General features: G+C 68.9%; 10 protein-coding genes, 1 pseudogene and 2 CRISPR repeat arrays (1 of these 13 running past the window's edge). Of the genes and pseudogenes, 1 reads left to right on the top strand and 10 read right to left on the bottom strand.

Annotated elements, in window-relative coordinates; all coding sequences use genetic code 11:
• Positions 1 to 147: 147 nt before the first annotated feature.
• The gene (mycP, locus tag ACWD10_RS18470; RefSeq protein ID WP_451092140.1) at positions 148 to 1344 is read right to left on the bottom strand and encodes a type VII secretion-associated serine protease mycosin; all 1197 of its coding nucleotides are present in this window, start codon (positions 1342 to 1344) and stop codon (positions 148 to 150) included.
• A 1113-nt stretch (positions 1345 to 2457) separates the two neighbouring features.
• Between mycP and ACWD10_RS18465 the strand changes: the two genes are divergently transcribed.
• Positions 2458 to 2751 (top strand): hypothetical protein, encoded by a 294-nt coding sequence (locus ACWD10_RS18465; RefSeq protein WP_451092138.1) that lies wholly within the window; start codon positions 2458 to 2460, stop codon positions 2749 to 2751.
• Positions 2752 to 3040: 289 nt separating this feature from the next.
• On the opposite strand, the gene ACWD10_RS18460 is transcribed toward ACWD10_RS18465, so the two are convergent.
• The 9 genes and pseudogenes from ACWD10_RS18460 to ACWD10_RS18420 all read right to left on the bottom strand — a co-directional run bounded on the left by ACWD10_RS18460 (position 3041) and on the right by ACWD10_RS18420 (position 14528).
• Complete coding sequence (locus ACWD10_RS18460) at positions 3041 to 3568, bottom strand: hypothetical protein (RefSeq protein WP_451092136.1); 528 nt, start codon at positions 3566 to 3568, stop codon at positions 3041 to 3043.
• Positions 3569 to 3733: 165 nt separating this feature from the next.
• Positions 3734 to 4960: direct repeats of the CRISPR family, unit length 29 nt; unit sequence CGGTTCACCTCCGCTCGCGCGGAGAGCAG.
• A 23-nt stretch (positions 4961 to 4983) separates the two neighbouring features.
• Positions 4984 to 5289: pseudogene (gene cas2e, locus ACWD10_RS18455) on the bottom strand (type I-E CRISPR-associated endoribonuclease Cas2e); the annotation flags it as partial.
• Positions 5290 to 5314: 25 nt separating this feature from the next.
• Positions 5315 to 6232 (bottom strand): type I-E CRISPR-associated endonuclease Cas1e, encoded by a 918-nt coding sequence (gene cas1e / locus ACWD10_RS18450; protein WP_451092375.1) that lies wholly within the window; start codon positions 6230 to 6232, stop codon positions 5315 to 5317.
• Positions 6233 to 6303: 71 nt separating this feature from the next.
• Positions 6304 to 6981: a type I-E CRISPR-associated protein Cas6/Cse3/CasE gene (gene cas6e, locus ACWD10_RS18445; protein WP_451092134.1), complete on the bottom strand. Its 678-nt coding sequence runs from the start codon at positions 6979 to 6981 to the stop codon at positions 6304 to 6306.
• The gene (gene cas5e, locus ACWD10_RS18440) at positions 6978 to 7838 is read right to left on the bottom strand and encodes a type I-E CRISPR-associated protein Cas5/CasD (RefSeq protein ID WP_451092132.1); all 861 of its coding nucleotides are present in this window, start codon (positions 7836 to 7838) and stop codon (positions 6978 to 6980) included. Before cas5e ends, cas6e begins: the two co-directional genes overlap by 4 nt.
• The gene (gene cas7e, locus ACWD10_RS18435) at positions 7835 to 9016 is read right to left on the bottom strand and encodes a type I-E CRISPR-associated protein Cas7/Cse4/CasC (RefSeq protein WP_451092130.1); all 1182 of its coding nucleotides are present in this window, start codon (positions 9014 to 9016) and stop codon (positions 7835 to 7837) included. Before cas7e ends, cas5e begins: the two co-directional genes overlap by 4 nt.
• Positions 9017 to 9071: 55 nt before the next feature.
• Positions 9072 to 9803, bottom strand: a complete 732-nt coding sequence (casB, locus tag ACWD10_RS18430) for a type I-E CRISPR-associated protein Cse2/CasB (RefSeq protein WP_451092128.1) — start codon at positions 9801 to 9803, stop codon at positions 9072 to 9074.
• 35 nt (positions 9804 to 9838) lie between these two features.
• Positions 9839 to 11422: a type I-E CRISPR-associated protein Cse1/CasA gene (gene casA / locus ACWD10_RS18425; RefSeq protein ID WP_451092126.1), complete on the bottom strand. Its 1584-nt coding sequence runs from the start codon at positions 11420 to 11422 to the stop codon at positions 9839 to 9841.
• 229 nt (positions 11423 to 11651) lie between these two features.
• Entirely contained in the window at positions 11652 to 14528 is a 2877-nt protein-coding gene (locus ACWD10_RS18420) for a CRISPR-associated endonuclease Cas3'' (protein WP_451092124.1), read from the bottom strand.
• Between the two features lie 157 nt (positions 14529 to 14685).
• Positions 14686 to 14923: direct repeats of the CRISPR family, unit length 30 nt; unit sequence CCTGGTCTCCGCGCGAGCGGAGGTGAACCG (it continues 1622 nt past the right edge of the window).

Raw genomic sequence — 14923 nt, 5'->3', positions numbered from 1 at the left:
GGGTTCAAGTCGCCTGCGGGGTTGGAATCTGACGCCCGTGACGATGTTCTCCTCAAGAACACGGAGACCACCGACCTCCTCAAGAAATGTGAGGAGGATGAGGGATAGACCAAGTCAGTTCCCGAGAAGTCGCTGGTGTCCTTGGCGTCAGCGCCTCCGGAGACGGAGGACGGGAACTGCGACTGCGACACCCAAGAGGACCGCGGCGCCGACGCCCAGAGCAATCCACGGCGCCGTGGTGCCCTCGCCAGAGTTCGGTGCGGCCTCCTGTGTCGGCGGCTGATCCTTCTGCCTGCTGGTGCCGGGAGTTGCATCATCGGGGGATGGCGAGCTGGAGGCATCAGCCGCGAGGTCAGGCAGCGGGTACTTATCGGCACGACCGGGATCACCTGGGGCCTTCAGCGCGATACGGGGGCGGATGGCGCCGTAGCCGAGGTAGTCGGTGCGCTTCTTGCCGCTCTTGGGCTTGCTCGCGGTGTTGAGCATGACCCGCAGAACCTGGTTGTTGGTCCAGTCCTGGTGCTTCGACCAGATGAGGGCGGCGGAGGCGGAGGCGATGGCGGTTGCGTCGCTGGTGCCGTGCGACTTGCACACACCGGTCTTGCCCGCGCAGGCGGCGACCATCTCGTCCCCAGGGGCCGCCAGATCCACATGGGGTCCGTGGCTGGACTCCTTGGTGACCTTGATGTCTCGGTCGAGTGCGGTCACGGTCACCACGCCCGGCGTTGCTGCGGGATACTCGGTGGGATTGCCGAGCTCACCGCCGTTGCCCGCACCAGCGAAGATCAGTTTGTCCTTGGCCAGTGCGTACCGGACGGCTTCGTCCATGCCCGAGATCTTCTTCGAGGAAGCGATGGAGATATTGATGATCTGTGCGTCGGAGTCGGCAGCGTACCGGACGGCGGAGGTCAGCATCTTGTCGAAGGCCGGCCCGCCGGTGCTGGTCGACACTCTCAGGGGGAGGATCTTGGCGCCTGGGGCCAACCCATAGGCGCCGTCGCCACCAGGCCCTGCTCCCGTGCCGGCGATCAGTGCGGCCATGCCGGTGCCGTGCCCGTCGAGGTCATCGTGCTCATCACCGGATTCGGGTGTGAAGTCCTTGCCGTCGAGCACCTGGCCGCGCAGTTCCATCGGGGTCTCCACGCCACTGTCGATGACCGCGACTGTGACGCCCTTGCCTGTGCTGGTCTTCCACATCTCGTCCGCGTGCATGGCGTCGAGATGCCACTGCTGTGACCGGATGCTGGCGGCGTGGGCCGGCGTCGCTGCGACAACTGTCAGTAGCAGCGCCAGAGCTGCGGTTGCCGTTCGGCCGTAGCGTCGTGCTGTCCCGCTGCTGGGCATCCTCGTCCTCGTAATGGTTCGGCGCGGCATTACTCGATCACGGGTGGAATGGGCCGCCGCCGATCCTGATACCAGGTCTCTTCAGGCTCAGTCGCGTAACCCGAGCGGCCGCTTGAGCGGTCGTGGCTCTGCGGAGGGCTGTGCTGGTCTGTTGGAGAGGCGGAGCCCTCATGTGGCCTCTGTCCGGGGCGCGTTGGATCGCTGGCGCCGCCCTCGGAACGGACGAGGCCGCTGCCGCCCGAGGTGAAGCCAGTGCTGCGCCCCTGAGCCGCTGGCCGCGGCACTCCTCCAGTGACACCACCTGCGGTCGGACTGCCTGCCGTCCGGGCAGCAGCCTGCTGCCTGGGCTCGGGGCTGTGCGAAGTGCCTACGACCCCGCGGAAGGCAGGAGTGGCGTTCCGGGGCGCTCCTGGAGTTCCCCCGGATGTCGTGGGCCGGGGTGTTCCGACAATGCCGTTAGATGGTGGCGCTCCCGGCCTCGGTCCTGGGGCTCCTCCAGTGCCACCGGGGATGCCAGGCGTGGTCGGCCGACCGACTGTTGCCTGCCCTGGACGGGGCGTCTCCCCAATGACCGTGCCGCGCGGTACAGGTCCGGAGGGGCGATTGGCCGACGGAACCTGACGACCCCCGATGATGCCGTTGTCGCCGCCCACAGGCCGGGGAGTCCCTCGCCCTGGCATCGCTCCCTGGGAGGGAGGCAACGGTGCGCGCCCGCCGGTTGTCGGCCTTCCGGTCGGCAGGGCTTCGGGCACTGGGCCGGGACGTCCGGGAAGGGGAGGCACCGCGAGGGGCGGCGGAGCTGCGCCGTCCGGCCTGCCAACTGGTGGCGTGCCGGGGCTCGGAGCAACAGGTGCTGTCGGAGGTTCCGGCGGAGCCACCACACTGTCGATCTCTGTGCCGACAGGACGGCTCGGAGGCAATGGACTCGTGTCGGGCGGCGTCACCTGCGCCGGATGCGTAGTGCCGCTACCGGCAGGGGAAGCCGGTACGGCGTGCGCGCCTATAGAGCCAGGCGACGGTGTAGACGCACCAGTGTAGGCATCGCGCGCAAGATCACCTCGAGAGTCGATGTTCTTCGCCTGAGGTACAAACCGTTCCGGAAGCTCGGGGAACTTGGGAGCCTCGAGCTTCTGGATCTGCTCTGTCGAGGCCGAGTACGACTGGGCCAGCTTCGTCATCAACTGGGCCGCATCCGCATGGTCCTTGGAGTACTGCGACTTCGCGCTCTTCACCTCGGCGTCGGACGAGCCGCCGCCGTGGTTGCCCACGTCCGCGTTGTTGGCCGAGTGGGCGTTGAGGATCGCCTGCGATGCCTTGGTCTGGTTGCGCAGCGACTCGATCTGCGGCTTGACCTCATACAAGGTGTCGGCGGCGTGGCTCATCCACTTGCCGGCGGACTCGCTGTAGTCACCCAGGCGCAGCGTCGTCATCGCGGCCTTGTGGCACCACTTGCGGAAGGCATCCCCGGCCTCGCCGTCCCACTCCACCGCCATGCTGTGGTCGCGCAGGTCGCTGCCGATCTGGCGGATCGTCTTCGCCGCCGCTGTCAGCAGATCGCCCAGTTCCTTGGGGGTGGAGCCGTCCGCGGCTGAGACCATCGCCCACAGTTGCTCGGGGTCGTACGTCTGAAAGCGGGCGGTAATGCCGGAACGTACGACCCGGTCCTGCGTGTCCTTTATCCAGTCGGAGACCGACATCACAGCCCCCCCGCTTCCTTGTCCGTCGGCTCCGGTGCCGGCTCGGACGCCCCGGCACCAGCCCCAGCGTCGCCGCGGCCCCGGGGTTCAGCCTCCTGCCGGTGCCACTTCTCCGTAATGGCGTCTGCCTCGGTACGGATGCGCCTGAACTGGTCCTTCACCTCCGCGTCCAGGTTCTGATAGCCCGCTTTGGACGCGTCCACCGTGGTCACCAAGGCCTCGATCTGCAGGCCCAACATTTTCGACAGGCTCTCCAACTGACCATGGACGTGCTGATACGCCTTGTGCAGATCCTGAGCCTCGTCGAAGTCCCCCAGACGCCCGGACGGCAACATGCCGTTGGCGATGTTCTTCGGCGCGGCCTTGGACTTCTCCAGCTGCATGAGCAGCCGGTCCACCCGCTTCTTGAACGTCGACAGGGTCTCGCCCTCGACCCGCAACTGCTTCGGCGTGGCAGCCACCACCATCGCGGTCGCGATCGCCTGCGCCTTGAGCATCTCGGGGTCCACCGCCCCGCTCTCCGCCACAACACCCTCCCCGTACGGCCGGGCTCCCCGCATACGACCCGACCTCAGGAACCACTCTAGATCGCAGCACTGACAGCGAACAGGCGGATCAAAGCCATACGCGTCGGAGGAATCCGCTGTACCGGGGTCCTCCGGCTCCATAGTGACGACCGAGGCGGCATCCGCCGGTTCGCCTCCGCTCGCGCGGAGAGCAGCGGGACGACCGGATCAACACCGGCGTCGGCGGAGCGCACGCGATGGTGACGGCCCGGCGCTGCTACCGCCTCGGTTCACCTCCGCTCGCACGGAGACAAGTCGATCGTGGCGGTATAGGCGTCGCCTGCCGCCGGTTCATCTCCGCTCGCGCGGAGAGCAGGGCTGCCGCGTGCCAGGATCTGACCATGTTCTCGGTTCACCTCCGCTCGCGCGGAGAGCAGATCGCCGCGGTGGACGCGATCCGGTCCGACTCCGGTTCACCTCCGCTCGCGCGGAGAGCAGGACCCCAAACGTCTCCTCTATACGCGACGGGTCGGTTCACCTCCACTCGCGCGGAGAGCAGGCTTCGAACCAGGCCGCATGGTCGTGGACGAGCGGTTCACCTCCACTCGCGCGGAGAGCAGGCCTCTGCGACCTGCGTGCACACCACCAGTGACGGTTCACCTCCACTCGCGCGGAGAGCAGGCCTCTGCGACCTGCGTGCACACCACCAGTGACGGTTCACCTCCGCTCGCGCGGAGAGCAGGAGGCGGTCCACCCTTGGGCCGGAGAGCCCGGCGGTTCACCTCCGCTCGCGCGGAGAGCAGCGTTCACCCCTCTGATCCTCTACACCGTGGTCCGGTTCACCTCCGCTCGCGCGGAGAGCAGTCCTCGTTTGGGACTCACGCGGCGGCCTCCGGCGGTTCACCTCCGCTCGCGCGGAGAGCAGACGAGGAATGTGTTGCCGAAGATCGGGCTCATCGGTTCACCTCCGCTCGCGCAGAGAGCAGTGGAAATCCAACGGGGCGGGTCCCGAACGTCGCGGTTCACCTCCGCTCGCGCGGAGAGCAGGTCTCTTTAGTCGAGCCGGGCGGTGTCTGCGCCGGTTCACCTCCGCTCGCGCGGAGAGCAGCAGCCAGGACGGCGTGCCGGTCAACTGAGCGCCGGTTCACCTCCGCTCGCGCGGAGAGCAGTGGGGAGGCACCGTGACACGTCCCGCCGCACCCGGTTCACCTCCGCTCGCGCGGAGAGCAGGAGAGTTGGACGTGGGCGGCGACCTCGTACAGCGGTTCACCTCCGCTCGCGCGGAGAGCAGAACCACGTGCCATTGCGGAAGCGCTTGTTCAACGGTTCACCTCCGCTCGCGCGGAGAGCAGATGGCCATGACCGCCGCAGCCGAGGGACTCGCCGGTTCACCTCCGCTCGCGCGGAGAGCAGGCTTCGTGACCTGCGAAGCTATCGGGGCATTGCAGTTCCTTTGCCATCTTGCTGGTAGCGACGAGTGTGAGGCCGTCGAAGTCTCTTGGGGTACGGCGTCGTGTTCCTGCGGTGCGGAGTTCGAAGCCCTGTTCCTTGTCGCTGGGGTAGGCCAGAACGGACATCCCGTCCCCGGTGCATGCGGCTACCGCATCCCAGAGTTCGTCGCGGACGCGGGCGGAGACGGTGCCTACGTACAACTCGGGAGTGACCTCCAGGAGCCAGCGGGTGAGGGCGCCGCGGAGGTGGTCGGGGACGGCTGTGGCGGAGAGCACGATCATGGAGGCCACGGGCTGGGTTCCTTGGGCTGTGGTGTCAGGTGTCGGTTCCGTGGTTGGTGCCGCCGGGGATGGGGCCGGCGATGGGGTCCCAGAGGTCGACGAGGTGTTCTTCGGGGTCGGGGACCTCCCGGGTGGTGCCTGGTTCGAGGAGGTCTTGGATGTCGGTGACGATGCGCGGGAGGAGTTTGAACAGGCGTAGGCCGTCGCGGAAGGAGCGTCGGGCCTCGGCTTCGGGGTTGGGCGAAGCGTGCAGGGAGAAGGCGAGCGGGATGGTCAGGTCGGCTTTGTAGAGGTCGGCGATGTCGTAGACGAATGCCTGCTGGTTGCCGTTGTGGACGAAGCCGAGGGCGGGTGTGCAGCCCAGGGCGAGGATCGCGGCGTGGACGATGCCGTACAGGCAGGTGTTGGCCGAGGAGAGCGCGAGGTTGACGGGGTCCTGGGTGTCCCAGGATGCGGGGTCGTAGGTGCGGCGGAAGCGGCCGATCTTGTGTTGGCGGGCGAGGAGGCGGTAGTGGGCCTTGACTCGTTGGCCTTCCAGTCCGCGTAGTTGGGCGAGTGTGGTGCCGGGCGGGACGGTGTCCTTGCCGAAGCGCTTTTCGTACATGGCGGTGGCGACGGCCAGGCGTCGGGTGTCGTCGGCCCAGGCGCGGGTCTGGCGTTCGAGCCATGTGGTGGTGAGGGAGTCGGGCTGGGCGGCGGCGTAGCAGCGGACGCCGCCGGATCCGGTGACGAGGACGGTGGTGCCGTGGCGGGCGAAGGTGGCCAGGGCGCGGGCGGTGATGGAGGTGCCGGGTCCGAGGAGGACGCAGCTGAGGGCGGCGGTTGGCAGGTAGATGGTTTCGGTGCCGCGGCGTTCGCTGGTGACCTCGGCACAGACTCCCGTGTCGTCCTGGTGGATGCGGACGATGTCCAGGTACACGAAGGACAGGGAGTCGGCGATGCGGGGCAGCATGGCGACGGTGGGGGCGGCGAGTTTGCGCCGGGCATCCGCTGTGCTGGGTGGGGGTTTTGGGGTCGTGGAGGTCATGTGGGGTTCCGTGCGGGGGCGATGCTGAGCAGGCCGCAGCCGTATGCCTTGCCGCGGCCGATGCCTTCGATGATCTTCTTGCGGAGCTGGGCGGGGTCGACGATGGCGGCGGTGCCGTCGAAGCGGGTGCGGGCGTGCCGGATGCGGTGTCGCTTGTCCGTGTTGCGGGGGCCGCGTGTGCCCTGGGCTGCTTCGAGGGGTTGGGAGTGGAGGGTGAGGGGTTTGAGTCCTGAGGCGTCGGCCTGGCGTAGCCACCATTCGTCTGCCGCGGGGCCGTTGAGAGGGACGACGGCGGGCAGGTTGTAGAGCTCGCGGGTGGTCGCGCCGGGTTTGCGTACGGCGCTGGCGACGCAGCGGTAGCGGAGGGTCAGGCCCGGCTTGAGGGCGTCCAGGAGGGCGTCGAGGGGGCGGCTGTGGGAGGTGCCGTAGCCGTCGGGCAGGCGGGAGAGGTCAGGGGCGTGGGTGCTCTGGAGGAGGATGTGGGGGCCGGTGGGGGTGTCCTCGGTGCGGAAGAGGACGCCGAATTGGGCGCGCGGGTCGGGGCCGGCGTCGGTGGGGTAGAGCGCCATGAGGCGGCGGTGCAGGCCCACGGCGGCGTCGGCTGCGGTGAGGTCGCGCTGGGCGTGGGGGGATCGTGGGTCGGGGACGATGCGGGTGAGCCACGTGGTGGTCAACGACGGCTCCTTTCTGGGTGATTCAGGTGCTGGTGCACGTAGGTGCCGAGAGCGTTGAGGTGGGCGGTGCCCAGGCCCGCGTACTGGTCGGCGGGCAGGGTGAGGGTGCGCCGGTACAGGGGGCGGGTGCGGTAGGCGCGGGTGCGGGGGTGGAAGGAGACGGGCTGGTCGTTGACCTCGCTGGAGGGGTGTGCGCCGTCCAGAGGGCTGGAGGTGGCTGTCGCTTCGATCGCGTCGAGGGGAAGGCGGTCCAGTGGCTGGTCGGAGAGGAAGTCGATGCCGGTGGCGCCGTTTGTGGGTCGGGGTGCTGCGATGGGCAGCAGCAGGAGGTGGCGCAGGGCGTCTGGTGTGGTTCCCAGCAGCAGCGGGCCTTCGGGCGGGCAGGAGCGTCGGCCCAGGAAGAGGGGCCACTGCGGCGAGCGCAGGGCGGTGGCCAACTGGTCGAGGACGGGGGTGTCCTCGGGTGCGCTGGTGAGGGCCACGGTGAAGGAGGCGTCGGCCAGATACATCCGGTGGGTGAGGACGGTGGCTTTGTCGCCAGAGCGCTTCTTGCCTGCTGCTGTGGTGACGGTGGCCTTGGGGGGCAGGCCGCCGCCCACGGTGTGCAGGTCTCTGAGGAGGACGCCGGGGCGGTCGGTGCGGACGGTCAGCGACAGGCGGGCGAGGTCGTCCAGGGGTTGTCCTCGGTGGCGCCCGAGGGCGGCGGCGAGCAGACCGATGACGCCGGAACGGGTGGGAAAGCGTGCGGTGTCGCGGTCGTTGAAGTGGCTGCGTTCCCCCCAGGACTGCAGGGGCCCGGCCAGCCGCAGCAGCAGTCCGGCCTCGGGCGCGGTGCCAGTCTCGGTGCCGGGGCTCATGCGGTGGCCCCGGCCGTGTTCTGGGCGAGGGCGGTGTCCAGGGCAGCGGTGACCAGGCCGTCGAAGGACGTGTGACGCTCGCCGAGACCGGTGAGTTCCTTGGCCGCCAGGCCGGCCCAGCCCGAGCGCAGGATGCGGCCAGTGCCCAGGAGGGTGTTGGCGGCTTGGGCGTAGTCGGCGAGCTGGGTGCGGGAGACCTCGGCGAAGCCGCCCTGGGCGCGGGCCTGGACGGGCTCTTCGAAGGCAGCCGCATACGACAGGGGACGGTCGCAGCGCACCGAGATGTGGACCAGGTCGGGGATGGTGTGCGGGGCGGTGGAGGTCTTCTTGGCTTGGGGCAGTGACTCGATGAAGGAGGTCAAGAACGCCGTGGTGAGTTCGCGGGCGGCCTGCGGGTCGTCGCCGATGTTGTGGGCGAGGTCGCGCAGGTCCACGGTGGCGTAGCGGTAGAAGGTGCCCGCGCTGAATTCGGCGTGGCCCATGTGACCGCTGCCGGTGGCGTCGCCCCAGGCGGCGGTGATGTCGTCAACGGCGGAGAAGTAGTCGAGTTCGACGTCGGTTTCATGGGTGGTCAGGGCGTGGGCGACCTGTAGGGCTCCGTCGACGCTGGCGTCGTCGACTTCGGCGAGCATGCGACCGAAGAGGTTGATCACCCCGTTGCGGGTGCGCAGGACGGCCTCGACCGCGTCCTTGGGTAGGACGCTCTTGTCGGTGGGCTTCTTGATGTCCTTGGCGGTGTTCAGATGCTCGCGGTGCTCGGCGGCGAGGTCGGCCAGCTCCGTGACCGCGGTCTCGGGGACGTACACCAGGGCATTGGTCAGGGCCTTGTTGGGGACGGTCTGCTTGGATTCGGCTGAGCTTTTGGCGAGTTCGAACTTGATGCTGCTGGCCGCGGCGATGTGGGCGCCTGCGCGCTGGGCCAGTTCCTGCGGCCAGTCGCGGCGCTGGAGTTCCTGGGTGACGCGCTCTCCGATGCGTCGGGTGCGCAGCGCGGCCTGGCCGATCTGCTCCTCGAACAGGGCGCGGACGGCACGCTTCCAGGACTGGCTGCTGACCCGGGTGCGCAGCGCATGGCCATACTGGACGGTTTTGACGGAGTTGGTGTCGTCGCGGTTGAGGTTCGCGAACGGGATGGTCTGCAGGACGTGGATGTCGATGAAACGGGCGATAGGGATCATGGCTGTCTCCTAGCGGTGTGGTGCTGCAGGGGGTGGAAAGGCGGTTCTGGTTCTGTCAGGAATCGGCGACGGCTGCGGTGGCGTCGGCACGGTCGGCGTCGTCGGCCTGCTGGCGAAGGGCTTCGTCGCGCCGCCGGTAGTAGTCCTGGAGCCAGCGGCGGGCGATCCGCCCGGAGTGGTACGGCCAGGCCATCAGGTCGTCCTGGAGCTGGGCCCAGTCGACGGGGACGTCCAGGTCGCGCAAGTAGCCGACGGCGGCGGGCAGATGGCGGTGCAGTCCCTCGGTGCTCTGCCGGGTGAGCAGGTTCAGTCGGGTCTCGGCCGTGGACTCGCGCATCTCCTTGTCCCTCACCGAGCTTCCGGTGACGGCCACTGCGAAGGACGCGCCCAGGCTCTGGCCGTACCGTGCGGCGCGCTTCTCCTTGACCGGCTCCTCCGCGGCCGCGGTGTGGTCTGCCGGCGGTGCAGAGCCGGACCCGGCTTCCTCATCAGCCACGGTGGAGGCGGGGCTGCTGCGCGGCTGGGACGCGATCATTGCAGCCACCGTGTAGTAGGCCCGCTGGGCACTTTCCCGGTGCACGCCATGCCGGGAGAGCCAGGGAGTGATGAAGCGGTGCATCCGGTAGGAGCGGCGGTCGTTCAGAGCGCGGCGCAGTCCGCTGCGCAGGGCGCTGCGGGCTCCCGGGTCGTCCCGGCAGAGCTGCTCCATCCTTGCGGTGTACTGCAGCAGGCGCTCGCGCCGCTGCGCGGACGCGTCGGCAGTGTCGGCGCTGTTGTGCGTACTCATCGGTGTTCGTGATCCTTCGCGTTGGGTGCCAGGGGCTAGGCGGGCTGCTTCTGCTTCGTTCTGCGTGGGCCGCCGTAGAGCTCGATCCGGGCTTGGGACACGGCCTTGGCGCCGCGCTGGGTGCCGGTGACGGGGCCGGTCACGGCGTCGTACGCCTTCAGGGCCAGGCGCAGGAACGCCGAGCGGGTGGCTGCCGGATCGAATCCGGCGTCCAGAGCGGTGCCGGTGGGATCCAAGCCACCGAAGCGTGACCAGAATTCGGCCTCTGCCGCCGGCCAGTAGTGGATCGCGGCCTCAGCCGCCCAGGCGTCACCTTCTGCCTTGGAATCCTGGAGGTATTCCACCCACGCCTTCCTGACCGCCTGTTCCAGGCGGCGCCCGTACGTCTCGCCGAGCTGGCGCATCCGGCCCACTGCCGGTGCGGTGCGCGGGGCGCGCTCTTCGGCGAACTCGAGAATGGGGGGTGTCGTGCCGTCGACGAACTGGGTGTCCTTGACTTGCGCCCTTTCCTGATCGAAGCCGAGAGAGCGCACTCGCAGGTACTCCGAGACCTCAACGGCGTGGAAGAACACCCGTGGCCGCCTGAGCTGGACGGTGCCGGAGGGTTCCCTGAGCAAGAGCGCGTCCAGGTCGCGCCACAGCGCGCGATGAGACTCGACCGGACGCGCAGACGGCTCGCTGTCCTGCTTGAACTGCCAGATCAGGAAGTCGTCAGCGCGAGGGATACGGCCGTTGCGATACGCCCAGGTGATGAAAGCGTCCCGGACCAGCCTCGGGTTCTCTTCGTCCGGCACGAGGAGCAGCGCGTGCTGGGAGCAGGCCGTCAGTTGCGAGCAGGGGCCCTTCGGCACCGGCGGTGCGGCATCGGGGTCCGGGAGCTGCTCCCACTCCCAGGGGCACAGGTCCTCCTCACGTCGCACCGTGGCCTCGGGCGGCACCAGGCCCGCGAGCAAGGTCACGAAGAGCGTGTCACCCTCAGGGTGGTAGGACAGAGCGCTGCGGAGCGGCCCGGCTTTGGTGTTGGAACTCTTAACCCCGTTCACCTTGCGGGCGGAGCACTGGCCGGGAGGTCCGTAGTAGTGCCACACCAGCAGGTTCAAGATCGCCTCCGGCACGGCCGGGAGATCCGGGGCCGTGTCGCTGCCGTGCCCGAACCAGGCGTGGTTATTGCCCGAAGGGCGCGTCATGATCAGCTTGTTCACTCCGGCGGTGTTGCCGGTGTCGCACTGCTCGGCCAGGCGCGGATCCTGCATCCAGGGTCGGCCGCCCGCAGGGTCGTACAAGAAGAACCGCTCGCCGTAGCGGTCGAAGTAGCTCTTGATCCCGCCCTCCGGCAGGCAGTCCCGTGCGAGAACGGTCTCCCGTCGTGTGCCCCAGTCGCCGGGGACGGACTCGTCCAGCTCGGTCACTCGGGCCGTCACGGCGTACAGGATCCGCAGCAGCGCGGCGTGCGCGGGCGGGTTGGCGATGTCGAGGCTGGCTATCTCGTGGCTGCGCAGCAGCAGTTCCCGCAGGCCGACCCGGGCGGGGAGGGGGGTGGTGCTGGCGTGGTGGGCCTCGTCGGTCCAGCGGACCGGAATCCAGCGCTCATCGAGGAGGCTGTAGGTACCGGAGGGCATGGGGCTCCTGATCGTGGTGTATCGGCGGGCACAATGGCGGCTGGGGTCTCCGCGAGGGCGGAGGTGAGCCGGTTCCGGTCCATGGGAGCGAGCACACCCAGCCCCGGTGCCCGCGCGAGCGGGCTGGCACCGGCCCTGCGGCTCCAGAGGGCTGTGTGCGTCCTCCATCGTGGGCAAGGTTCCTGTCCAAGGGATCCAACTTCGGGTGAAGTGACCGGAATTGATCGGTTCAGTCGGCTTCGAGGCCGACCTCAGAGATCGTGATGGTGCGGGTGCCGTGGCGGCCGCTCCAGGTCACGCCGCCGCCCTCGCGATCACTGGTGTCCGGTTGCATCCGCAGCAGCACCAGATCCTTGAGGACGGGCTGCTTGTCCCAGCCCTTGGGTGGCGGGTGGCCTTCGCCGCCCTGCAGCCATCGGCCCGGCACGGGGGTTACGTGGGCCATGATCTGGGCCAGGTCGTCACGGGACAGCCCGACGCCGTCCGGCAACGGCACGTCCCCTGCCTCGTCAAGCGTGAGTGCACCGTCGGCCTGCTCGTACAGGCACAGCGCGCGGCCACTGTCGGCTCCCAGACGGGTCGTCAGCAGATCCTGGGTGACACCAGCTTCCCGGCGGTTGAGTTCATGAAGGTTGCCCGCCACGTCGGCGGGCGCGCAGATCGTCACCATGCGGGCCAGGTGCGCCTCGGCCATCTCCCCCGCCTCACGCTCGGCGTCCATACGGCGCAGTTCCCGCTCGGCCGCCTCCTGCAGCCGGTCGACGAACTCCTCCGCGTACACACCGTCAATCAAGCGCTGCACATCCCCCGGTACGGCGAGGCCGCCGCGTGCCTCCTCGGCGAGCAGGACCGCGGTGCGCCGCAGCAGCCCGGCGTCGTACACCGTCCCCCAACTTCGCGGGGTTTGGGTGATGCCCTCGGCGTCGACGGGTTCGAGGACCACCAGCCGCGGATGGTCCTCGGGCAGGGCCCAGGCGGGCCGACCCGCGGCACCGCGCTGGTGGCGCCGCCCGCGGCCGGCACGCTGCAGGAGCTGGGCCAGTGGGGCGAGGTCGCTGACGACCAGGTCGAAGTCGAGATCGAGGGACTGCTCCACGACCTGGGTGGCGACCAGGATGGACGCCTCACGCGGCCGGGCCACGTCGCCCTCACCCCCCGGTTTGCCGTATGCCGCCTCGCATTCGGCGGTGATGCGCTGCCGGACCTTGGCGGGGTAACGGGAGTGCAGCAGCCTCAAACCGCCGTCGCGGTCGGCCAGTTCAGGAAACGCGCGACGCAGGTCGCGATAGGTGCGCTGAGCCTCGGCGACCGTGGTGCAGCACACCAGGGCGGTGCCACCGTCCTCGGCTACGGGACGCAGTGCCTCGCGCAGAGCAGCGCGCCGCCCGCCGGGCCGGACAGGCGTGACGGGCCCGTCACCGACGTCCCAGGCAACGTGGCGCAGCTCGACGTCCAGGGTGCGGGCACGACCACTGTCCGTGTGCCGGGGCACAGAGACCTCACCCGTCGCGGCATCGGCATACAGCCACCCCGGGTAACAGGGCTCGACCGCCGACGCCTCACTGTGGCCAGCACCGCGGCGGTAGGCGTCCAGCAAGGAGCGCGCCGTACGGCCGGTGAGGGTCGCCGACAGCAGTACGACCGGTGCGCCGAACGCGCCGAGCCACTCCAGCAGTCGGCACAGCAGCTGATGCATCCACGGCCCGTAGGCGTGGGCCTCGTCGACGACGAAGACCTTGTCGGACAGCCCGAACAGGTGCAGCGCGTTGTACTTGAGCGGAAGAATCGCGGCGAGAGCCTGGTCGATCGTGCCCGCGCCGAGCGGTGCGAGCAAGCCGCGCTTGGCGCCGCGCAGCCAGGTTCCCGCCTCCGTCTCGGTGGCAGGATCGGCGCTGACCGCTTCCTCACCGGAGTTGGCCGTGCTCATCTGCCCGTCGTCGCGGTAAGCCGGACTGAGCCAGGCCATGGAGTGCAGCAGTGTCAGTGCGCGCTCCCCGCTCAACGCCCCGCGGGCGAACTCCCGCACCCGCGGGTACATCGCGTCCGCGGTCGCCATCGTCGGCAAGGCGAAATACAGGCCCCGGGCGCCGGCCGAGCGACCCAAGACCGAGGCCGCGTACAGGGCGGCCTCGGTCTTGCCGTCACCCGTCGGAGCGGTGACGAGCAGCAGACCCGAGCCCCTGTCCTCCACCAGCGACGGGAGGCGGCCGACGAGATCGACCTGCAGGGCATTGGGCTCAAACGGGAACATGTCCGCGAACTTTTCAACGGTGAAGTCGACGCGCCCCAGACGCGCCCTGCGCACCAGCCCGGGAGCAGCCCTCCGCGCCTGGATCCAGTGGGCCTCCAGGTCATCGGGCGTGCCCCGCCAGCCCGATCTCGGCATCAGGGGGATGATCGCCTGCTTCTGGCTAGCCAGCCAGTCCGCGACCACCACCAACCCAGCCACGATCACAGCCAGTTCAGCTGGCAGCCCATGCCGCGGCACCGCAGCAGCACCAGTGACACGACGCAGTTCCGCAAAGTGTGCCGCACGCTGCCGGGCCCAGCCCTCTTCCCCCAGCCCCGGCTGGTAGTCGCTCGCCGACGCCAGCTTTCGCGCCTCGAGCACTGGACCGAAACAGCCGTGGTGCCCGCCGAGCAACTGGGCCACCTGATGGCTCACCGCCAGCCGCAACGTACGCCGCGCCCCCGGATAGCCTGCCTCATCCAGCAATTGCGACAGCGCCCAGTGCGTAGCAGTCTCATGCCGGAACGCCCGCTCCCGCTCTGCACCCTGAGCACACGCGTATGCGGCATCACCACGCACCGCGGAGAACGCTTCCGGAACCTGCGCTTGGAACGGCGGCGTGATCTTCCCTAGATCATGGAGCCCCGCCCAGAACGACAGAACCGACCGCGCCTCCCCCGGTGACAGACCAAGAGCCCGAGACAGGCGCTCTTGTACCCCTTCCCCTAGCAGCACATCCCACAACGCCCCGAAGACAGCAGCGGTATCCAGGAGGTGACAGACCACCGGATACGGCCGCGGCAGGCCCCGCTCCTTGCCCCAGAACCTGACGTCCACAGTCATGCACACCGGCACAGCAACGTCGCGCTTCATCATGACGCCATGACTAACAGCCCCCACTGACAAGCGAGCCCGACCTGCACAAACAGGAGGTCCATCGGCACCTTCAGCCTTCATAGACTGGGCCCATGCACCGCGCCTCCACCAACGGTAAAGAGACTGCAAAGCCCACGTAGAATCCCAGGTCAGCAAGTCTGGTCTCCGCGCGAGCGGAGGTGAACCGTTGCGGTTGTGGCTGCGCCAGCCGCGAGTTTCCTGGTCTCCGCGCGAGCGGAGGTGAACCGGACGGGAACGCGGTACTTGAGGCCGAGAACACCTGGTCTCCGCGCGAGCGGAGGTGAACCGACGATCGAGTCCCAGCCGTGGGGCAGGTTCTCCTGGTCTCCGCGCGAGCGGAGGTGAACCGCAGCTCCTTCTAGACGGGGTGGAGG

This window comes from Streptomyces sp. NPDC002851 (genome assembly GCF_053591935.1).
The sequence above is the reverse complement of the archived record's forward strand: the minus strand, read 5'-3'. Positions and strand labels throughout refer to the sequence as shown.

Coding starts and splice junctions, on each gene's coding strand:
- ACWD10_RS18420 (WP_451092124.1), bottom strand. CDS start 14,528: ATGATGAAGCGCGACGTTGCTGTGCCGGTGTGCATGACTGTGGACGTC.
- mycP (WP_451092140.1), bottom strand. CDS start 1,344: ATGCCCAGCAGCGGGACAGCACGACGCTACGGCCGAACGGCAACCGCA.
- casA (WP_451092126.1), bottom strand. CDS start 11,422: ATGCCCTCCGGTACCTACAGCCTCCTCGATGAGCGCTGGATTCCGGTC.
- cas5e (WP_451092132.1), bottom strand. CDS start 7,838: ATGAGCCCCGGCACCGAGACTGGCACCGCGCCCGAGGCCGGACTGCTG.
- cas7e (WP_451092130.1), bottom strand. CDS start 9,016: ATGATCCCTATCGCCCGTTTCATCGACATCCACGTCCTGCAGACCATC.
- cas1e (WP_451092375.1), bottom strand. CDS start 6,232: ATGCTGCCCCGCATCGCCGACTCCCTGTCCTTCGTGTACCTGGACATC.
- casB (WP_451092128.1), bottom strand. CDS start 9,803: ATGAGTACGCACAACAGCGCCGACACTGCCGACGCGTCCGCGCAGCGG.